The organism is Peribacillus sp. NPDC097225, assembly GCF_044761955.1.
In the GTDB taxonomy this organism is placed as follows: domain Bacteria; phylum Bacillota; class Bacilli; order Bacillales; family DSM-1321; genus Peribacillus.
Map to the genome: position 1 here is coordinate 86,109 of NZ_JBIWDJ010000001.1, position 21,779 is coordinate 107,887.

The window sequence follows — 21,779 nt, forward strand, 5'->3', positions numbered from 1 at the left end:
CCTTGTATGAAAGTTCATGTTCCTCAAGCAGGGTTTACCGCTCGTTTTCTTCAAATTCTACTTCATCATGGATACCCTTCCATTCCCCACCCATTGGTACTTCTTCCATGGTCACCTTATGGATTACACACACACCTAAGTCAAGCATACGAAAAACGGCCCATCAGCAATAAATGCTTGCTGATAGGCCGCTTGTTTTTATAAAAGATTATTTGATTTTCTTTTTCAATACTTCCACCGCTTTTTTCACTTGAGTATCATTTTTAAGGATTTTATCCCTAATGACTTCCATCAATTTAACGGTTGTATCGTCTTTAATGACACCTGTTTCTTTGATCTTATGATCCTTTTGGAATTCCTTGACCGCTACCTTTGTTTCTTCATCGAAATACTTATCCACTTTTCCTGGATTATACCCGGCTTCTTTCAGCATTTTCTCCGCTGCTTCTACTTCACTCGAGGAATCCGATACTTTCAATCCTTTATCAGGAGAGATATATGGAAGATTGGCATACTCGGGAAGCTTGACTTTTATATCCGGTTCAATCCCTTTTTTATGGATCCAATTGCCTTTCGGAGTCAGCCATTTTTGTGCTGTATACTTAAAGTTGGAACCATCATCAAAGTCTGCGGCTTTTTGCACGGTCCCTTTCCCGAATGATTTTACCCCTACAAGCTGAATACCCGCAGATTCACTAACAGCGGCGGCAACGATTTCAGATGCACTTGCACTTCCATCATCAATTAATACGACCACTGGTAGCTTCAACTCACCATTATTCTGGGATTTATAGACTTCTCTTTTTCCTTTTCGATCCTCGACCTGAAGGATGACTTCCCCATTCGGGATAAATAAGTTTGCCATCGCGATCGCTTGGTCAAGCAATCCACCCGGATTTCCACGTAAGTCCAATATTAGGCCTTTCATCTTTTCTTTATCCATGTCTTCAAGTGCCGTATTCAGCTCTTCCACCGTATGCTCAGAAAAACTTGTAACCTGCACTTTGGCAATCCCATCATCAAGCATCTCTGAATAAACCGTTTCAATCGGAATGGTATCACGCTTAATGGACAAAGTAATCGGTTCCTTTTCACCCGCCCTTGAAATGGCAAGTTCCACTTTTGTTCCCTTTTTCCCCCTGATTTTCAAGACAGCTTCCGAAGAACTTAAGCCATCAAGGCTTTTGCCATTGACACTTAGTATAATATCATTAGGCCGGACTCCGGCTTTTTCAGCTGGTGATCCTTTAATAGGGGAAACCACCATGATCTGTCCATCCTTCTCTTGGATTTCAGCACCTATTCCTTCAAAGGAAGAAGAGATGCTCTCATGGAAACTGGAGGCTTCTTTCTTATCCATATAAGAGGAATAAGGATCATCCAACGATTCTATCATTCCATTTATAGCTCCATCCACGAGCGTGTTCTCATCGATTTCTTCATAATAATTATCTTTGATCGTATCATATGTAGAATATAACTTTTCAAATTCAGGATGATTACTCGGTGCAAGTGACTCTACTTTTTCATCGCCAAAGGTCAACGCGATTGTAGTTATCCCTGCTGTCAAAAATATGAGTAAGAAAATCCCCATAATAAACGTAAACTTTTTTATTTTCACAATTTTGCCTTCATCTTTGGGCTGTTGTTGATTTTCTTCTTCCACTGAAGCCTCACCACTTTCATTCTTCATGACAATATTAACTAATACATCCTATTTTATCAGCTTTCTAGCAAATCGGAAAACTTTAGTTATCAAATTTTTTGAATGATATGTAAGTGCCTACCATCTTGCTCCAATCCAGCTTTCTTATAGAGACCAATTCTTTATCCACATTCTATTTACGTGCAAAAATACGGACTCCGTGGAATAGAAGAAACTAAATATCTTAGTTTCTTCTATTCCTGGCTACCCGTAAATGATAACGTTTATAGTCAGTCTTGAATCGCTGCCTCTAAAGAAACCTCAATCATCTCATTGAATGTTATTTGGCGCTCTTCGGAGGTTGTTTCCTCACCTGTTAAAAGATGGTCGGAAATCGTTAAAACGGATAATGCTTTACGACCAAACTTAGCAGCAAGTGTATATAATGCAGCCGATTCCATTTCTATAGCAAGGATTTGGTACTTGGCCCACTTTTCCAATTCACTATTATCATTATAGAATTGATCTGCGGTAAATACGTTTCCGACTTTCAATTGCAACCCTTTGTCCACCCCTGCATCATAAGCTTTTTTCAATAAATCAAAATCAGCAGTAGGAGCAAAATCAACGCCACCGAATGTCATGCGGTTCATTTGTGAATCTGTAGAGGCACTCATAGCCAGGATTACATCTCTGACCTTCACATCTTTTTGAATGGCACCAGCTGTCCCAACCCGGATAAGTTTTTGGACATTATAGCTATTCATCAATTCATTTACATAAATCGAAATCGAAGGGACACCCATTCCTGTACCTTGAACGGAAATACGTTTTCCTTTATAAGTTCCTGTATACCCAAACATATTACGAACTTCATTGTATAATTTAGCATCCTCTAAAAACGTCTCAGCAATATATTTTGCACGTAACGGATCCCCAGGAAGCAAAACCGTTTCCGCAATTTCATTTTCTTTAGCACCAATATGTACGCTCATTCTTAAAATTCCCTCCTTGAAGTGGTTGAAATGACATTCCCAATTACTATAACATACCAACCCCATATTAGGAAAATAGAACTTCTTTATCTACTGCAGGAAGTAGGATATAACACTCTTTAAGTGATCGGTGGAACGCAGCAAAACGGCGGAAACCCGCCGTCTTTTTAGTTGATTTTAAGGAGTAATGGCAAGAAAACTGCCCATTGATTGATGATACATCATTCATCGACTTCCTCATCAATAATGCATTTTTCAAGAAGGTATTCGAATGTGATGTCAGCAAGATCTTCAACTTCAGATTCTTTTGGAAGATAGCCCCGCTTTAATAATTCTTGGTAAAAGAATTCCGCTATCTCTTCAGTATCAATAAAAACCTCAATTTCTCGCAAATCATCGCCCCCTTAATTAAAGATGTATGAATGTATAGGTATAAATATGCCAGTAGGGCATTTTCTCTCAAAACTTACGGATATCCTACACTTTATTCGTTGATTCAATTTCTTAGAGATGAGTCTTCATCGGCTCGTGCTAAAGTGTATACATCCCTTTTCGAGACCTTTTATTTCGTATGCTCTTTTTTGTGACCTGGGTAAATTTCTTCCGCCGCCTTCTCAATTTTAGCAAGAGCTATTTTCATGATATGTTGATATTCATCATCGCCAAATTGATGAAAAAGCTTACAATAATCATTATATAAATCCAACAGTCCATCAATCATTTCCATTTTTTCATTTTTTGTCATAGTCATATCTCGCTCACCTTTACCAGGGTTGTTTTGTTTAGCAATGATAGTAAGCTCGTTATTCTTATTAGAAAGGAGCAGCCCCAATTTTTGAATGATTGCATCTGCACGTTTGGCATCGGCTACTAAAGTCAATTCTTCTTCATGCGCTTCCAGCCATTCCCCATCGGAGATACGTGATAATTCATATATCACATCTTCCCAGGCATTCTCTTTATAGCGCCAAATCTCCGTTCGATAGCCAATTATCTTAAAATAATCATATTCATATCCATCGACCTGGACTAAATCACCGATAATATATTTATATTCGATATCGATTTGTTCCTGTTGATAAAGGATTTCTCCTTCGTATTCAGTTATAGACTGTAATGTCTTTTCAATATATAGGCCTTCGCTGTAATTTACTTCATACACATAAGAACCATCGAGATATTTTATATCGGTTATATTCCCGACTGTCCCATACATTATAATTACGACTGTATCGCCTAATTTGAATTTTGGCTGATTTTTCTTGCCCATAAGAGACATCCCCCAATATGGTCCTTATCGTTTGATAGTAAATTATATGCATGAACAAACAAGGTGGTTAATGGAAAAGAGGGGGCATTTGACTCATTTAGATAGGTTATGCGAGAAACTTTTATTATGGTAACCTATCAAAAAAATAGGGCAAGACAGGAAAACCGCCTCTTTAAATGAGACGGTTTGTTGTCGGAATCGTCAAGATCACTTCTGTACCTTGTCCATATTTACTTTCGATTTGAAATTTCCCTTTGAGTTCATCCATTATTTGGATGCAAGTTGCCACTCCCAAACCATTTCCTTTTAACTTTGTCGTATAAAAGGGCATCCCGATATTTTTTAAATTCTCAGGTTTAATCCCTTTTCCATCGTCTCGGATCTTCAATTGTACATAATGAGGTGAAGTATCGACGGTCATTTCAATCTGCCCTTTTGACTCAAACGATTCGCAGGAATTATTCAGGACATTAAGGATAACCTGACGCAACCGGTTTTTATCGGAATAGGTATGTACGGGTTCTGTCAATGTATTAACGAGTGTGACATCTTTATATAGAGTAGAAGCCGAATAGACAACAACCAGTTCATCAAGGAATTCCTTCAGATCCAAATTCTCCATTTCAAGCTGGTGGGGTTTAGCTAAATCAAGGAGTTGTGTAACAAAAACGTTCACTCGATCTACTTCCCCAAGCATGACATCACTGTACTTTTCAATTAACTCTTTTTCATAATCCTGCTTCTTCAACAGTTGGAGAAAACCCCTGATGGTCGTCAATGGGTTCCTGATTTCATGCGCTACCCCTGCGGCCAGTTGTCCGACATATTTTAACTTTTCGGTACGGACGATTTCTCTTTCCCTATCCTTAATCGTATCCATCATCCTTAGAAACGCATGATTCAACTTCTCCATTTCTACAAAACTTCTTTTATCAGAGACCACGAACTCTTTTCCCTGGATAAAATCTTCCGTCACTTCCACTAGATTATGTACTGGTTTCACCAGAGATTTCGTAAGTAAATAGACGCCTAGAATGATGGACATAAATACAATGGTGTATATAGAAAGATAGCGGGATAAAAGATCATTTAACGGCTGATATACTTGTTTTTTGTCAGCTCCCACTACCACAAACCATTTATTTTCCGTTTGAGCTATCGGTTGAACGTATTGAATGGAATATATCTTTTCTCCATTTTCTGCACTATATAAATTATTGGAATTAGCGGATTCCAATAACTTTTCTTTTGTAAGGCCCATATCTTCCAATGTCGTATTAGAACTCTCATGAATGCCATTCGGATCTTTTTTTGAAATCATAATGCCATCCTGATTGATCATATAAAAATTCACAGGGTACTTTTCACTAATGTCATTGGCCTTTTTCTCCATCATATCCCAAAGGCCTGATATCCGAAAGGCCGGGGACACAACACCGATCATTTTCCCTTTATTATCATTTACCGGTGCACTTAAGGCTATAATAGGTTCAGCAAATGCTTTCGTTTTATATACATCCGATAGGAATTCATGCCCCTTTAGCCCTTCTTGAAACCATATTCTATTAGCTAAGCTTGTTCCGACCATTTTATTTGAGGTATCAGCCATGACCGTACCTTCCAAATCTAAATATACGGCACCAAAGTATTCACCTTTTGCTTCTGTGAATCTTTTCAATTCATCGGTCTTCTCCTCTTTAGAAGAATCAGGATTGATCAATACCGTATTCGTACTCATTAAGTTAACATCACTAATCCGTTCATTTAAATAACTGTACATTTCATTTACCATATTAAGTGAACCTGAATTCAATGTACTCTTCGCTTCTTTAGCTAGCAAGGAGCGTTGTGATTCATAAGAAATGATTCCCAATATCAAAACAGGTAAGCTCGATATAATTAAAGAATAAAACAAAATTCGGGCTTGAAGGCTTCTAAACATCCTTCGGCTCCCCCTATTCCTGTATCTATAGCAGTCCTTCTTCTATTTGGACATATTGATCCCATAATCGATCGAATATAGTCATACTATCTAAATAGTCTCCATTTAACTCCAAGTAACTGCTCACTTCATGATAATCATCCGATTGCTTTGGAAAACTGTGATCTTCGTATGCATGGTTTGCGAATTTTGTAAATTCATCAATTTCCTTCGGCTGTCGATATTTCATTAAAAATAAGTAAAACGGTCTCATGTCGAGCCCCCTTATCAAAATACTATGATTTAAATCTTAATATATCGGAAACTAACGCTTACGTCTACACCTATACAAGTCTTGATTGTTAATTACCCTTTCAACTATAAATTCCATCTAGATGCTTTACCACGAATTTTGTGTATATAGAGTAAATCTTCAGGCGCTGATAAATGTTTTATTATCCAGCTGGTTACCCCTCCAATTTTTCATAATTTAACTAAAAGTTCATTTTCAGTTCATTTAGTTACATTACAATGAAATAGAAAGTGATGACGAGCTTAAATGTGATGTCCGCATTTCACATTGCAGCTCTAAACTATAAGGGGGAAATAATTAAATGAATTCTTTTTTACGCCCAATAACTGATTGGGTTTCAACTAAGAAAGGTATGTGGATTACAATTGTCACATGGCTGGTCTTAATGATTGGGTTAAGTGCCGGTCCGGCAGTAAGTGATTACAAAGTGACAAACTTTCAATCCTTACCCGACGATGCACAATCCATTATTGCAAATGAAAAATTAGAAAAATACTTCCCTAATGATCAAGGGACGCCTGGTATTCTTACCTTTCATAACGAAAATGGTAAGGTGAACTTAGAAGAAGTTACAAGCATTATGAATAAAATCATCGGTGCTAAAATTGAGGGTGTCGATGAAATCGTCAATATCTCTCAATTACCGCCAGAAGCAATCGAAGGGTTCAAGTCAGATGACCAGTCTACGATCATCATTCCAATGACTTTAGACCCTGGTCTTGATAGCCGCCAAATTGGCGAAACCGTAGATGCTATGGCTGAGGTTGGAAATGGCGTTACAGAGGGTATGTCTGAAACTTCCTTCCGTATTACTGGTCCTGCAGGAATTGCTGGAGATACGCTTAAGTTGTTCGAACAAGCAGATTTCGTGTTACTATTTACCACAATAGTGATTATTTTAATCCTGCTCATCGTTATTTACCGTTCTCCATTATTGGCTTTTATCCCACTATTAGCAACAGTAATCGTATACCAAGTAGTGAATCAAACACTCGGATTAATGGGTGCTGGTGGACTTGAAATCAACAATTCAACTACATCGATAATGAGTATTTTGCTGTTCGCGGCCGTGATTGACTATTCATTATTCATATTCTCTCGCTTCCGAGAAGAACTGAACCACCATGAGACCAAATATGAGGCAATGAAACATGCGATGCGTGCTACAGGATTGCCAGTATTCTTAGCAGGCGGAACAGTACTCGCCGCAATGCTAGTATTATTCTTTGCAAACTTCCGTGATTATCAAAACTTTGCGCCAATTTTTGGAACGACAATGTTTGTCATCATGTTAGCATCCATTACACTTGTCCCAGCGCTGTTCACCCTATTCGGGCGTAAAGCCTTCTGGCCGAAAGTACCGAAGTTTGGTGAAACGAAAGAAGTGAAACATCGCTTCTGGGGACCCGTTGCAAAATTCGTTGTAAATAAACCAGGCCTTTCTGGCGGGATTATCGCCATTTTAATGGTTGTGTCAGCGTTAAATGTATTTAACCTTGATTTTGAATTTGATACAGTGAAATCTTTCCCAAAAGATTTACCTTCACGTGAGGGCTACGAAATCGTCGAAGCGAAATACGACAAAGGTGAATTGGCTCCAACATCCATTTTATTCGAAGGAAGAGAAACGTTATCAGAAAAACAGATCGAAGCATTACGGACAACGCTCGAATCTGAAAAAGATGTTACATCAGTTCGACTAACAAATGTATCTGACGACGCGAAAGTAGTAAAATATAGTATGACGCTTGACCTTAACCCTTATTCTGTCGAAGCAATCGATATGATGAAGGAGTTAATTGAAAACGATGATGAAATCCTAAGTAAAGCAGATATATCCGGTGAAGTGTATTTTGGTGGAATTACTCCTAAACTTGTTGACGAGCGTGATGTCAATAATCGTGATATTTGGGTGATCGTCCTACTAGAAACATTATTAATTTTAATCCTCCTATTCGTGTTAACGAAGTCAGTAAAAATGTCGGTTTATATGATGGCCACCATTTTACTTTCATTCTTGGCGGCATTAGGATTAGGTCTGTTCCTCATTGATGTTCTGTTCGGTTATGAAGCAGTAAGTACACGTGTACCTGTTTATGCGTTTATCTTCTTAGTCGCTCTCGGGATAGACTATAACATTATTTTAATATCCCGTTTCTTAGAAGAACGCAAAACAAAAAAAGTGAAACAGGCTTTGGAAATCGCTATTCGGAATACAGGTGGGGTCATTTCATCTGCTGGTTTAATTTTGGCAGCCACCTTTGCGGCATTGACTACGATGCCAATAGCCGATTTATTCGTCTTTGGATTCATCGTTGCCATCGGTATTTTAATGGATACATTCTTAGTGCGTGGAATGCTATTGCCCGCATTAATATTATTCTTTGAGAAAGATAAGAAATAAAAGAAAAAACAAATATACAAGCCATACGCAGAGACTTCCACATGTCTCTGCGTTCTTACCTGTTTACATGCATGTAAGTATAGATTTCATGAAAGCGAACCCATGTACATATAAAGCAAAAAATGGTTTGAGGTGATTGTATTGAAAATAATGGTTTGTGATGACGACAAACATATATTACAGCTGGTAAGTATTCATTTAATGCGGGAAGGATATGATGTCATAAAAGCTAATGATGCGAAAGAGGCGCTTTACTTATTAGAAGAAGTAGTTCCTGACTTAGCCGTAGTTGATGTGATGATGCCCGGGATGGATGGCATTGAGTTGACAAAAATACTCAACCAAGATTATAAAATTCCTGTTCTACTGTTAACGGCAAAAGATCAATTAGAAGATAAAACGAGAGGGTTTCTAGCAGGTTCCGAAGATTATGTAGTAAAGCCCTTTGAACCTAAAGAGTTACTATTTCGGATTGCCGTCATCCTTAGAAGATTTGATAAGGACAGCCAAAATATCATTCGGATCGGTAATGTGACGATTAATCGTAAAATTTTTGAAGTGTCAACCGAATCAGAAACACTGATCATGCCCTTAAAGGAATTTGAATTGCTATCATTACTTGCAAATCGGCCCAATTATGTCATCGAGCGATTTACCATCATGGAACAAATATGGGGACATGATTATGAAGGTGACGGCCTGACCCTTAATACACATATCAAACGCCTGAGAAACCGATTGGATCGTCTAGGGGCTAATATCGAAATAAACACAATCCGTGGTTTAGGATATAAATTAGAGGTTCAACATTCATGAAAACCTTGTATCAACAGTTCATTATCACTACGTTAAGCCTTATGCTATTCAGTACAATTGTCGGCTTTTTTTTAACAAACACGTATTACCATCTGGTTACTAAGGAACAAAATGATGAAAAGAATGTCGCCATAGCACAAAATATTACACGATATATCGAGAGTACGCCTGATTTGGATTTAGAACATTATTTATCGACACTTGGCGATATAGGGTATCAATTTTATGTTGTCGGGGAATCTGGTTATTCTCAGTTCTTTGGAGGGGCATTTAAAACGTCAGAATTACCCCCTTCCGCCAAAGAAACGGTATTTAAAGGAAATATCTTTCATGGTATGGAGAACTATCCAAATCAGTCATTCATGACAGGTTTTTTTACGAATAAAATTATCAATACTGTCGGTGTCCCCTTTATATATAATGGCGAACAGTATGGGGTCTTCCTTCGGCCCAATATTGGCTTATTATTTTCTGAAGTGCATACAATATTGGCTTGTTTGATCATATCCATGGCGATAATCAGCCTGATTGGAATGCTATTTGTTGCGAAACAATTAATACGACCCATTACACAATTAACGGAAGCCACTAAACAAATATCAAAAGAAAATTATGACCTTCTACTGAAGGTTAAACGACGCGATGAAATTGGACAGCTTGCATCAAGTTTCAATCAAATGACGAAGCAATTACAGGAAACAGATCGATCAAGAAAAGAATTCATAAGCAATGTTTCTCATGATTTCCAATCGCCGCTATTAAATATCCAAGGATATTCTGAACTATTGAAGTCACCCAGCATTACAGAAGAAGATCGCCTAACATACACATCGATTATCGAGACAGAGACTAAGCGATTATCTCTCTTAACTAAGCAATTACTACTGCTAACCTTTTTAGATCAGCCTACACGTGCATTAAAACGCTCCTCATTTGCATTGGATGAACAACTTAAGACGCTGATTCAAAAATATTTGTGGCTCATTGAAGATTCGGGCATCGAACTATATTATAAAATTGCACCAATCCGTTTCAATGGTGATGAAGGTCTATTGGAAACTGTCTGGGATAATTTACTTACAAATGCTTTAAAGTACAATAAACCGAACGGTTCCATTAAAATTATCGTTGAAGAAACAAACGATGATGTTTTCATTCAATTTCGAGATACCGGTATGGGGATTAAAGAAGAAGAACTTTCTCATTTGTTCGAACGTTTTTACCGAGCGGACGCTTCTAGGACAAAAGAAGGCACTGGTCTGGGACTGGCAATTGTCAAAGAGGTAGTGGATTTCCATCGTGGCAGCATACGTGTTTCAAGTCAATTCGGAAAAGGAACATGTTTTTTCATCACTTTGCCTAAACTATAAATAGGCTAACTACGCACCTAGATCAACATATACCTAAAGCCACCAGGATTAAGATATGGTGGCTTTAACTATAATAATCCATCCTTTTGAACATTCGTACACCCTCCCTTCCGCGTTACTCAACCAACTAAAAACGAACATGGAAAAGTTTTTCTAAACTTATAAAATAAGGAAAGTAGCTTATTCTAGTCTAAGCCTATTAATTATTACATGGAACTTGCTGCAGAAGAGATCGTCGGACATTAGTGTGAAAGAGTTATAGTGGACAATATTAGGGGCTTTTTCTGCAGAAAACCTCAGCTATCCTTGCACTTATAATCAGTCCGTTTAGCCGATTTTATCTAGGTTCAATTCAAAAAAACATCTATCCAATCCCGAGGATCAGATAAATGTTTTATCAAAAATCATAGTTTGTATTTTTTATAGAATTCGCTCCTCCTAAGAAAAGTCAAAATAATTCCGTTTCAGCATTCGCTTCATCTTTAATAGTTCCTCATACGTAGTCTGCTTATCTAGCTGTTTCGTATCAATTAAAAACAGCTGGTCTTCAATTTCTTTCACGATTTCATCACGTTGAAATAGGGCGTTACAATTTTCACAATAGGATGATGGAGTTTCGGTAATCTCAACAGCCCTCGTTCCATCCGGTAATTCCCAATAAACTGTACCTTTTATGGAAGAGAGTTTTCCTGTTTCACACCACGGACATACTTCCATTTTACTCCCCTTCTTCCTTTTCACTTTGTGGAGCTATATTTTTTATCTGCTGTGCCTGAAATTTTTTTTCTTTTAGCTGGTCACGTTTTTCGCGTTGGTTTTTTAAAGAGGCATGTTCTGGGTTGGTATGGTACTTTTCACGACGGTTCATCCGTTTCAGGCCTTCAGGTACTAAATTAAATTGTTTGTCGTTCATAAGACCCGCTATCCCTGAACCTGACTGTTTTGCTTCAACATCGGGATAAATCCCCTTGAAATAATCATCGGCAAGTCCCGGTGTGTACTGCTCCGGTTCCGGATAGGTCGTGATTACACCTTCGAAATTCCGTAGGACTGTCTTCGTCGGGGATTGAGACAGGATGTAATTTGGCTGTAAAGTGATTTTCCCTCCGCCTCCAGGTGCATCAACAACGAATGTAGGTACTGCATAACCGGATGTATGACCCCGTAAGCCTTCGATGATCTCGATTCCTTTAGATATCGGGGCCCGGAAATGACCAATTCCTTCTGACAAATCGCATTGATAAATATAGTAAGGGCGTACACGGATCTTGACAAGGTCATGCATTAGCTTCTTCATGATAGGGACACTATCGTTAATGCCCGCTAAGATTACAGCTTGGTTTCCGACTGGCACACCCGCATCCGCGAGCATCTCACACGCTTTCTTCGACTCTTCCGTAATTTCTATCGACGTATTGAAATGCGTATTTAACCAAACCGGGTGATATTTTTTTAGAATATTACACAGGTTTTCAGTGATACGCTGAGGAAAAACCACTGGAGCCCGTGTACCGATTCTAATTATTTCAACATGGGGAATGTCTCGCACATTCTTCAAGATATATTCGAGGATGGTATCGTTGATCAATAATCCATCACCACCGGAAATTAGCACATCCCTGACCGCTGGTGTATCCCGAATATAGCCGATTGCTGCATCTAATTGTTTCTTTGGAACGCCCATGCCAATTTGACCTGAAAAACGCCTTCTCGTACAATATCGGCAATACATCGAGCACTGGTTCGTCACCAGGAAAAGCACACGGTCGGGATACCGGTGAGTCAATCCCGGTACGGGTGAATCCTCATCTTCATGTAGTGGATCCTCCATATCATACTTAGTTTTATGCATTTCTTCCGATATGGGCACGGATTGCATCCTTATTGGACACCTAGGGTCCTCTTTATTCATAAGTGACGCATAATAGGGGGTAATGTTTAAGGGAATCGTTTTGGTGGAGATTCGCACCCCTTCCTCTTCGTCTGGAGTAAGGTCGATTACTTTCTTCAAATCATCCACAGTTCTTATTGTATTTGTCAATTGCCACAACCAATTGTTCCATTGTTCATCAGTTACATCTTTCCATAACTCTATATCTTTCCAATGACGATCTGGTTTATATAAATCAAATAACATAGCCATACCTCCTAAGTCTTGTTAGTAGTATTTAATGCAAGAAGGGTGCCAAAATTGCCCAAAAACTAAATATGAACGCTAAAAAATCCGGTTATATACGATATACCGGATTTTTTAGCGTTCAAGTATGTTTCTTGATTTTATATTGGAGGGTCTGCCTCGGGATGTCCAATAGCTTTGAAGCTTGAAAGACATTTCCTTCGGTTTGCAAAAGTGCCTCTGATATAAGTTTTGTTTCCATTTCCTTCATGGCTTCCCGCAGCGGCAATACCTTCTCTTTAGGAACTGTACTCTTTTTTAAAAATGGGGGCAAGTCACCCGCTGTCAAGACTTCACTTTCGGCATGTATCATCATGAACTCAATCGTATGCTTGAGTTCCCTTACGTTACCTGGCCAATGATAGGCATGTAGGATTCCCTTGGTCTCTTCATCGATTCCTTTTACGGAGCGATTCATCTTCTCGTTAAAGTTTATAATAAAATGCTCCGTAAGCAATAAAATATCCTCTGGACGATCTCTTAGCGGCGGTAGCTCATAGCTCAAAACATGTAAGCGATAAAATAAATCCTCACGGAGCTTTTTCTCCGTGACAGCCGTCTTCGGGTTTACATTCATCGCAGTCATGATCCTGACATCTACCTGAATGCTTTTTGCCGCCCCTATCCTCCTAACGGCCCCATCCTCAAGTACACGAAGCAGCTTCGCCTGTAAATCAATGGGCATCGATTGCAGTTCATCAAGAAATAGAGTCCCTCCATTCGCCAGCTCAAATAATCCCTGGCGTTCGACAGCTCCCGTGTAACTACCTTTCGAAGTCCCAAATAAAAGCGAGTCCAATAAATTTTCAGGTAGTGCCGCACAATTTTGTGCAATGAAGGGCTTTTTTCGCCTATTGGAGTTGTGATGTATACTTTGGATGAAAAGTTCCTTTCCGACACCACTTTCACCATAAACTAAAACCGAAGACGATGACCGGGCAGCCTTTTTCCCTTGTGCAATCAACTTTTCAAATGGTGGATCTTGGGTTAGAATATCAGCAAAAGTGTATAACGTACCATTCGTGGCTACTTTTTTTTCTTTTCTTGTCGTCGTTTTAAGAGAGCTTTCCAAGTCTGCTAAGCGTTCCGATAATTGTTTCAGGCTAGAATAATCTTTCGCAATTTCGATTGCCCCCATTATGAAACCGTCTACATATATAGGCAGGGTTGTATTGAAGGTCTCAATGATTCGACCATGTGCATTTACATAAGATTGTCTATGATGGTAGATGGGCTTTTCGGATTGGATGACACGCAGCAAGGTCGAAGATTTATGATTTAAGGACGGAAACGCTTCAAGCAGTGGTTTTCCAAGCACTTCCTCTACCTTCATTCCATCATGGTTGGCCGCCACTTCATTATAAAAGATCGTTTGACCTTTTGGATCGATTACATGAATTCCCTCATCAATGCTTGCCAGAATCGCTTCTAAGACCTGATTTGTATTAAAACATTCACTGATCAATGTCTTCCCCCTCTCTCACATTCCTTCCATCATATATATGAAGTAGTGCCGAAAACTTGTCATATGCATGCCCGAAAATGGGCATTCATGTATAGTTCTTCACCCATAAGTTCATATCCTCCAATTTATCGAAAATGAAGCAGTTATTGGCTAATCTACCCCTGTAATAATAGCCTTGCTGATGCAATGCTGCATTCATTCCGAATGATAGCGCCCTTGCGATAGAATAGATACAATAAATGTCATGTGAGACGAGGTGACTTTCAAGCTTCTCAATCAAGTGCTTCATTAATCCATACTGCCGATGATCCGGCAGTGTTGCACAATCCGTTATTTCCGCATTACGGTAGAAGTCATTTATTTCAGCGGATGCCGCACTGACGATTACTCCATCATGTTCGTACATGTAAAAGACCGTCCCGCTTTTCATGCATTTCCTCACATATTCTGGTTCATTCATTGGGGTTGGGTAAATTTCAAATACTTTTCCGTACAATTCAGCAAGCTTCACGGCATCTATTTCCTCCGCCTTCCTTCCTATATAGGTTGATGGGGGGGCCTCTAGCTCTACTTTTGTTGGAAGTTTCTGTACATTTTCTAGAATTTCATCCTCCTTGATCCAATGAGAACTGGCCCTTCGCTGATCTTGGGTATATTTAACAAGGAAGTGGCAATCACTTCCTAAAAAGAACTTATCGATACTTCCCTCATATAAAAAACCTTTGCTCAGCAGATCCAGTACATTTTCCGTTCGTGCCTTAAATATGATTTTCTCCGCTGATATATTATCAGCTGCTTTCAAAGATTCTTCGACGCAATCTTGAAAATGGCCCAAATAGTCTTCGACCCGTACGCGCTTATTAAAACGATCCATCGTTATATGTAGTGTAGAACGGGACAATTGAATTCTTTTTTCAACAATATCCATTCGGCTCTCTCCTTCCTTCTCTATCTAATAGTGTAACAGAAGGCCTGACCCTATTTTAGGAATCAGACCCGGTACCCCTTATATGTCCCTCCACTCCACACCATTCCAAAATTGTTCGTGCAATGATTTCGGCCGATTCCAACATTTTATCCACTTCTATATATTCATTGGCATCATGGGCCAATTTTGTTTCGCCTGGTCCGAAAACCACTACCGGTATGGAACCGACCGAAGATAAATACCCTCCATCCGTTCCCCAAGGGGAAGCTTCCACAGTCGGCTGTTCTCCCATGACTTTTTCATAGTGGGTGGACAATGCCTGAATCAACGGATGATCCAATTCCAGGATTCCCGGTATCCATCTAGCTCCGAACCATTCCAATTCAATTGGTTTTTCCTTGAACCAATTATCCTTACGATTCAAATCGTCAATCTTGTTTTTCAAGGAGAGTTGTGCCGCTTCCATGGTTTCCTTCGGGGCAACTCCAAATCTACCTTCTAGAATCGCTGTATCAGGCACAGAAGAAGGCCAATTCCCACTTTGGATGCTCCCGATATTAATGGGAATGGGGATGGGGATATTATGATAAAGTGGATGATCCATCTTTTGGTTACGTTCCTTTTCAAGGTTCTTGATTTCCTCGATTACAAGATAAGCTTTATCTATCGCGCTTTGTCCTTCATACCGGGTTCCCCCGTGTGCTGATTTGCCTTTTATTTTCAGTCGAAACCACATCGATCCTTGTTGAAGGGGGAAAAATTTCATGTTCGTTGGTTCTGGAATGATCGCTCCATCAGCTTTATATCCTCTCAATACAGCTGCGAGTGAACCCGCCCCACCGCTTTCCTCTTCGATTACACTCTGAAATATCACGTCGCCCTTCAACCTTATGCCTGTTTCAACGATGGATTCGAGCGCTAATAATAATGAAACATTCCCGCCTTTCATATCCGTCGTCCCCCGCCCATACACTTTCCCATTCTCTATTTTTCCACTGAATGGATCATCCTTCCATGCTGTTCTATCACCTTCAGGAACGACATCGATATGACCGTTCAATATAAGCGACCTGCCGCCGCCACTTCCCTTCCTAACCGCGACAAGGTTTGGATTCCCTTTAAAATCTTTTCGGTCACAATAAAAATGAGGATGATTTCTTAGTGCACCATCCCCAATCTCCCATAGGTCGATGTCAAGACCGATCTGCCGGCACTTTTCGACGACGATGGCTTGTGCACTCCCTTCCTGCCCGCGTTTGCTGGGTTCCTGCACTAATTTTTGAAGTAATTTAATGCCATCATTTCGATGCTCTTTCAACCATGCACTGATTTGCTCTTCATACATGCCCTCATACTCCTCTCTCATTCTTTTACTATACAAAGCTTGCTAGACACTTTAACATCGGCTTCCGTTCTTTTCTTGACTTCTTCTATTGTAGTGGAAGCGAATAAATCAGTTAATAGGAGACCTTTTGGAATAACAGAAAAAACGCCCAGTTCCGTGATAACCTTATGTACACATCGTTTCGCCGTTAATGGCAATGTACAGTTCTTCATTAATTTGGAGATACCGTCTTTGTCGGTGTGCTCCATTAGGACAATGACTTTTTTCGCCTTTGCCGCAAGTTCCATTGCCCCACCCATTCCAGGTACTCGCTTACCGGGAACAATCCAATTTGCCAGATCCCCATATTCACTTACTTGAAGAGCGCCTAAGATCGTAACATCAACACGGCCACGGCGAATCATCCCAAAGGCGAGTGTACTATCGCAATAGGATGCTCCTTCCCGGATGGTTATGGGGAGGCCTCCTGCATTACAAAGATGTGCGTCTTCATGGCCCATGGCTGGAGAGCTTCCCATACCAACAATCCCATTTTCTGCTTGAAACATCACTTGATGATCGGCTCGTAGATGATTCGGCACTAAAGATGGAATGCCGATACCTAAATTGACCAGCATGCCATCCCTAATTTCAGCTGCCGCTCTTTTGGCTAATCGATTTCTCGCCTCGGCTCCCAAACCCATTTCCAATCGACTCCTTTTGAAGGAATGATATAATCTACAAAAGCACCAGGTACAATGATTTTCTCTGGATCCATGCTGCCCAGAGGAACGATTTCCTCGACTTCCACAATCGTGATTTGACCTGCCGTTGCCACGAGTGGGTTTGTATTTCGAGCACTTTTGTCGAATATGAGATTGCCATAGGGATCTGCTTTTGCTGCAAAAACGATAGCGATATCGGCAGTCAATGCAGGTTCCACTAGGTAATTTTTCTCCCCGATTTTGACGGTTTGTTTCCCTTTCCTGACGATATCATTATCCAGACCAATATCGGTTAATATTCCGCCAAGACCCATCCCCCCTGCACGGATTCGTTCAACCAGTGTACCTTGCGGAGAGAACTCCACTTCCAACTCTCCATTATTCATGGATAGTCCGGCATTCGGATTGGAACCGATATGAGAAACAATGATTTTTTTTGCCCGCCTTTGAGTAACCAGCCTACCTATTCCGATATCAGGGAAGCCAGTATCATTTCCGATTAAAGTTAAGTGTTGTATACCCGTCTCCAAGATTAGATTGATGAGGCCCGGAGGAGTGCCAATTCCACCGAACCCGCCAAAAAGAATGGACTGACCGTCTTCAAAGAGATGCAGGACATCCTCAAAACGGCAAACTTTATGGAATGCATTATCATTCAATTCTGTTCACTTCCTTATTTAAGACGGCAGATATCCAGGGAGGATCTTATCTTTAAATTCACGGAGGGTTGAGTCCAGTCTCCTTAGCAATTCAGCACTCTCTTCCTTTGTAATGATTAAGGGCGGAGAAATGATGATGGCTGCCCCGTTAATGCCATCAAGCCCCGCTGATGCAGGGTATAAAATAATCCCATTGTTCATCCCCGCCTTTATAATTTCAGCAGTCACATCTAAAGTTTTTGGAAAAGGTTCCTTCGTTTCTTTATCCTGGACAAATTCCATCCCGATCAATAAACCCCTACCGCGGAGGTCCCCGATAAACGAGTATTTCTTTGCAAGCTTTTTTAAACCGTTGAATAACTCCTTCCCTCTTTTAGCAGAGTGTTCTACGAGATCGTTATCCTCCATATATTCCAAAACGGCAAGCGCTATGGCACACGACAATGGATTGGCACTAAGTGTATGTCCGCCCATGATTGAACGGGAACCATTCATGATGGGTTCCAACACTTTTTCCGTCATGGCAGCGGCAGCGATAGGCGTGTACCCCCCGCTTATCCCTTTCCCAAACGTAATAATATCCGGTTCTACTCCCCAATGTTCAGAGGCTAGCATCTTACCTGTCCGACCGAATCCAGTCATAACCTCATCAGCAATGAATAGAATGTCATGTTCCTCACAAATTTTCTTTAGTTTCTGAAAATAACCATTAGGCGGAACGATTGCCCCACCTGCTGCACCGATAACTGGCTCACATATAAATGCTGCGATGTTATCTGCACCAATGCGCCGGATGGATGATTCCAACTCCAAAGCACAGGCCATCCCACATGTTCGGTGATCTAATTGATATGGACAACGGTAACAATAAGGAGGAGCAACAGAAGGGTATGATTCAAGTAGAGCGGTAAATCGCTCTCTGCGTATAGGATGACCAGACATTGAAAGAGCGCCGATCGTAATGCCATGGTAGCTCATCCATCTGGATATTATCTTTTGTTTCCTGGGTTTCCCTTTTTCCTGCCAATGCTGGATGGCAATCTTTAGTGCAGTTTCGGTCGCTTCTGAACCACTATTAACAAAAAAACTATAGGGGAGCTTCCCATTGGTTAAATCTGCAATTTTTCGGGCAAGCTTCTCTGCTGCCTCGCTCGTGAACTGGGAACGATACACAAATGACACTTGGCTTGCCTGTTGAACCATGGCATCTGCAATTTCTTGCACCCCATGACCAATATTGGAGGTTACAGCACCGGAAGATGCATCCAGATAGTCCTTCCCTTCTTTATCGTATAAATAGACGCCCTTCCCATGACTAATTGTCGGATAGGCGACGCCAAGGAACGGCTTGATCAATGAAGACTGCTCCATGCCCACACTCTCCTTCTACCACCAATTATGGCTTATGCTAAAGTGTATGTCCCCACTAGGGAAATCTTGCTAAGGAATTGTTGCAACTCTTTCAAACTATTTTTATAGGAAGGTTTTAGAAGGATGGGGAATCTATTCACCGCGGGGAAAGTAAGGAAATACGACAAAAAAAAGTGTATCCACGAGAGATACACTTTTTTTCTTATAATGAGCTATTTAGTTTGTCTTGACGAATGGAATCTATGAAGCTTTCATCCTTTAAAATAGCCAGCACACTTTTATAAAAAGCCGCTTTGTCAATGACTGAGGTATGTACGTATTCATACTCTTTTAATGATGGATGACGCAAGACATGTTTCATGCAAGAAAGACAGACTTTTTTAGTACCTAACTTATAGTAATTCAAGTTGCTTGCATCCCCATTAGAAGTGTCTTCGTTACAAACGAAACAGGTATGGCTTACCCGGCCTTTTTTATTATACTCGGATAAAGCGCCTTCTAAACGAATGGATGCGGGAATTGTTAATAACACATAATCACCTTTTCTATTTTAAATCTCTTAGTATTATATCAGAAAAATAAAGAATTTGAACTATTAGCCTCATATTCCCTAATAATGCTTGTAAAATAGGAAAATGAACAGGGATAAAACCCTATTTTACCCAAAAACAGGGACCGATACAGACAATGACCGATAATCTCGGTTCATCCTCTTAAGTTGCCCTATATATAGGTAGTCTGACGATAAGTCCATCTATTTTTCAAGAGAGGATGGTCACTTTCGCGTTACCGTTCCTCACGGTCATCTTAACACTTTCGCCCATCGGTATAGTAGCAAAAGGATGGACATGACCAAAGTTTGCATTCGCTATGACAGGGATACCATTCAGTTCCCTCTTAGTTGCAATGATTTGCTGAAGGGCGTAAGGTGTCATCCCTGAATCCTTTTGAAATCGACCTATGATAACTCCCTTGATACCATCTGCATCAGGCAACTGTAGCAAGGATTGTAAATCCCGATCGAAACTAAAAGGATGGCTTTCTTCATCATCCTCAATAAAAAGAATGCGGTCCCGTAACGATGGCATATACTCCGTCCCCTGCAAAAGATTTATCGTACAAAGGTTGCCACCTAAGATGGTACCAGCTGCTTCGCCCTCCTGTATGACCATATATCCCGAATTTGGATGGAAGGAACGGTCCTCCTGCTCCAGATGCCATGAATCATCGCTCCAGGTTTCACTTTGTTCTAAATCAAAGCCATCATCCATAAGAACCGCTTTCTTAAAGTAGTCCATTGTATAGTCCAGCCCAGTCTTCATCCCAAAAGTAGAGAAATCAGGACCAGAATATGTAGTCAAACCAGTTTTTTGATAAATGGCCAAACCGATGGCCGTAATATCACTATAGCCCATCAAAACTTTAGGATTCTTTTTTATTAAATCGTAGTCGATATATTGTAGCAATTGATTGGCATTATATCCACCTACGCCAGCAAGGATTGCCTTTACAGACGGATTTCTAAACGCATCATGCAAATCTTCAACCCTGTCCTCAATCGAATTCGAGAAAAAGTCATCATGTACCAAAGCTGTTTTACCGTATGTAACTTTAAAACCGAGGTCCACCAATCTTTCCTCTGCCAGTCTGCGTTGCTCACCTTTTACAATCGCAAGACTTCTCGATGGTGCAATAACCCGGATTTCATCCCCGCGTTTTAAACGAGAAGGTTTCATATCTCTTTCCCCCTAAATATATTACATCTTAAATTATTTTAGCAGATATACAGAACAAAAGAAAATCATGGCTCATTATTGATTATAACACAAAAGAAACATATGTTCTTAATCGAATCCCTTTTAAAACTCCACCCTTGAGCCAGTCCCTAGCCAAGGCTTAATCTTGGGTAATTCTGTTATAAAGAATGGCCTCCATAAGAAAAGACCAGCTGATAGCTGGTCTTTTAGTGTTATATTTAGCAGCAGAATGATGCGCCGATGATAACCAACAGAATGAATAAGACAACGATTAATGCGAAGCCTGAACCAAAACCGCCACCGCATCCGCCACCGTATCCTCCGCCGTAACCATAACCGCCGCCGCAGCCGCCACCATATCCTCCACCATATCCGTACATAAAGTTTCACTCCTTCTTGATTTCTGTTTTCTCTTTACACCCTTACCATATGTCGATATGCCCGCCTTGGTCTGTGTATTTGCCCATTTTTTTTTATTTAAGCAAAAACTCCTCCATTCTTCTATATAAATCCCCCTCAATAAAACGTGTAATCAATTGGTTTTAAAAACGGGAAATGAAACCAAACCTTATTGTATTACCTTAAATTTGCGATATAATAAGGTTAAAATATGCTTTTCGGCCTATACTTACCACACCAA

Annotated in this window: 20 protein-coding genes; 3 read left to right on the forward strand and 17 right to left on the reverse strand. The window is 40.2% G+C overall.

Annotated features, from left to right (window positions below):
• Positions 1-208 precede the first annotated feature (208 nt).
• The 6 genes from ACIQXH_RS00390 to ACIQXH_RS00415 all read right to left on the reverse strand — a co-directional run bounded on the left by ACIQXH_RS00390 (position 209) and on the right by ACIQXH_RS00415 (position 6,105).
• Entirely contained in the window at positions 209-1,666 is a 1,458-nt protein-coding gene (locus ACIQXH_RS00390; protein WP_483878329.1) for a lmo1851 family serine protease, read from the reverse strand.
• Positions 1,667-1,935: 269 nt separating this feature from the next.
• Positions 1,936-2,640 (reverse strand): purine-nucleoside phosphorylase, encoded by a 705-nt coding sequence (gene deoD / locus ACIQXH_RS00395; protein WP_403121804.1) that lies wholly within the window; start codon positions 2,638-2,640, stop codon positions 1,936-1,938.
• 221 nt (positions 2,641-2,861) lie between these two features.
• Entirely contained in the window at positions 2,862-3,032 is a 171-nt protein-coding gene (locus ACIQXH_RS00400) for a YozD family protein (protein ID WP_402868951.1), read from the reverse strand.
• A 170-nt stretch (positions 3,033-3,202) separates the two neighbouring features.
• Positions 3,203-3,910 (reverse strand): hypothetical protein, encoded by a 708-nt coding sequence (locus ACIQXH_RS00405; protein ID WP_402868953.1) that lies wholly within the window; start codon positions 3,908-3,910, stop codon positions 3,203-3,205.
• A gap of 172 nt (positions 3,911-4,082) precedes the next feature.
• A complete protein-coding gene (locus ACIQXH_RS00410; protein WP_402956826.1) occupies positions 4,083-5,852 on the reverse strand; it encodes an ATP-binding protein in 1,770 nt (589 codons plus the stop codon).
• 25 nt (positions 5,853-5,877) lie between these two features.
• On the reverse strand, positions 5,878-6,105 hold the full coding sequence (locus ACIQXH_RS00415; RefSeq protein WP_402868957.1) for a YozE family protein: 228 nt from the start codon (positions 6,103-6,105) through the stop codon (positions 5,878-5,880).
• Between the two features lie 340 nt (positions 6,106-6,445).
• Between ACIQXH_RS00415 and ACIQXH_RS00420 the strand changes: the two genes are divergently transcribed.
• The 3 genes from ACIQXH_RS00420 to ACIQXH_RS00430 all read left to right on the forward strand — a co-directional run bounded on the left by ACIQXH_RS00420 (position 6,446) and on the right by ACIQXH_RS00430 (position 10,734).
• The gene (locus tag ACIQXH_RS00420; protein WP_403121806.1) at positions 6,446-8,548 is read left to right on the forward strand and encodes an MMPL family transporter; all 2,103 of its coding nucleotides are present in this window, start codon (positions 6,446-6,448) and stop codon (positions 8,546-8,548) included.
• Between the two features lie 141 nt (positions 8,549-8,689).
• Positions 8,690-9,364, forward strand: a complete 675-nt coding sequence (locus ACIQXH_RS00425; RefSeq protein ID WP_402868959.1) for a response regulator transcription factor — start codon at positions 8,690-8,692, stop codon at positions 9,362-9,364.
• Complete coding sequence (locus ACIQXH_RS00430) at positions 9,361-10,734, forward strand: HAMP domain-containing sensor histidine kinase (RefSeq protein WP_402868961.1); 1,374 nt, start codon at positions 9,361-9,363, stop codon at positions 10,732-10,734. Before ACIQXH_RS00425 ends, ACIQXH_RS00430 begins: the two co-directional genes overlap by 4 nt.
• Positions 10,735-11,172: 438 nt before the next feature.
• Here the strand turns inward: ACIQXH_RS00430 and ACIQXH_RS00435 are convergent, their stop codons facing one another.
• The 11 genes from ACIQXH_RS00435 to ACIQXH_RS00485 all read right to left on the reverse strand — a co-directional run bounded on the left by ACIQXH_RS00435 (position 11,173) and on the right by ACIQXH_RS00485 (position 21,519).
• Positions 11,173-11,451 carry a YokU family protein gene (locus ACIQXH_RS00435; protein ID WP_402868964.1) on the reverse strand — a complete coding sequence of 93 codons (279 nt, stop codon included), beginning with the start codon at positions 11,449-11,451 and terminating at the stop codon, positions 11,173-11,175.
• Position 11,452: 1 nt separating this feature from the next.
• The gene (gene kamA / locus ACIQXH_RS00440; protein ID WP_403121808.1) at positions 11,453-12,871 is read right to left on the reverse strand and encodes a lysine 2,3-aminomutase; all 1,419 of its coding nucleotides are present in this window, start codon (positions 12,869-12,871) and stop codon (positions 11,453-11,455) included.
• Between the two features lie 121 nt (positions 12,872-12,992).
• Positions 12,993-14,375, reverse strand: a complete 1,383-nt coding sequence (locus ACIQXH_RS00445; RefSeq protein WP_402868968.1) for a sigma-54 interaction domain-containing protein — start codon at positions 14,373-14,375, stop codon at positions 12,993-12,995.
• An 85-nt stretch (positions 14,376-14,460) separates the two neighbouring features.
• On the reverse strand, positions 14,461-15,303 hold the full coding sequence (gene ablB / locus ACIQXH_RS00450) for a putative beta-lysine N-acetyltransferase (protein ID WP_402868970.1): 843 nt from the start codon (positions 15,301-15,303) through the stop codon (positions 14,461-14,463).
• Between the two features lie 55 nt (positions 15,304-15,358).
• Entirely contained in the window at positions 15,359-16,648 is a 1,290-nt protein-coding gene (locus ACIQXH_RS00455; RefSeq protein ID WP_402868971.1) for a peptidase, read from the reverse strand.
• 17 nt (positions 16,649-16,665) lie between these two features.
• Entirely contained in the window at positions 16,666-17,331 is a 666-nt protein-coding gene (locus ACIQXH_RS00460) for a 3-oxoacid CoA-transferase subunit B (RefSeq protein WP_403121810.1), read from the reverse strand.
• On the reverse strand, positions 17,298-18,011 hold the full coding sequence (locus ACIQXH_RS00465) for a CoA transferase subunit A (RefSeq protein ID WP_402868974.1): 714 nt from the start codon (positions 18,009-18,011) through the stop codon (positions 17,298-17,300). The genes ACIQXH_RS00460 and ACIQXH_RS00465 overlap by 34 nt, the downstream gene beginning before the upstream one ends.
• Positions 18,012-18,029: 18 nt before the next feature.
• The gene (locus ACIQXH_RS00470; protein WP_402868976.1) at positions 18,030-19,382 is read right to left on the reverse strand and encodes an aspartate aminotransferase family protein; all 1,353 of its coding nucleotides are present in this window, start codon (positions 19,380-19,382) and stop codon (positions 18,030-18,032) included.
• Positions 19,383-19,584: 202 nt separating this feature from the next.
• On the reverse strand, positions 19,585-19,914 hold the full coding sequence (locus tag ACIQXH_RS00475) for a hypothetical protein (RefSeq protein WP_402868977.1): 330 nt from the start codon (positions 19,912-19,914) through the stop codon (positions 19,585-19,587).
• 229 nt (positions 19,915-20,143) lie between these two features.
• The gene (locus ACIQXH_RS00480) at positions 20,144-21,118 is read right to left on the reverse strand and encodes a S66 family peptidase (RefSeq protein WP_402868979.1); all 975 of its coding nucleotides are present in this window, start codon (positions 21,116-21,118) and stop codon (positions 20,144-20,146) included.
• 239 nt (positions 21,119-21,357) lie between these two features.
• Complete coding sequence (locus tag ACIQXH_RS00485; protein ID WP_402868981.1) at positions 21,358-21,519, reverse strand: YjcZ family sporulation protein; 162 nt, start codon at positions 21,517-21,519, stop codon at positions 21,358-21,360.
• Positions 21,520-21,779 lie beyond the last annotated feature (260 nt).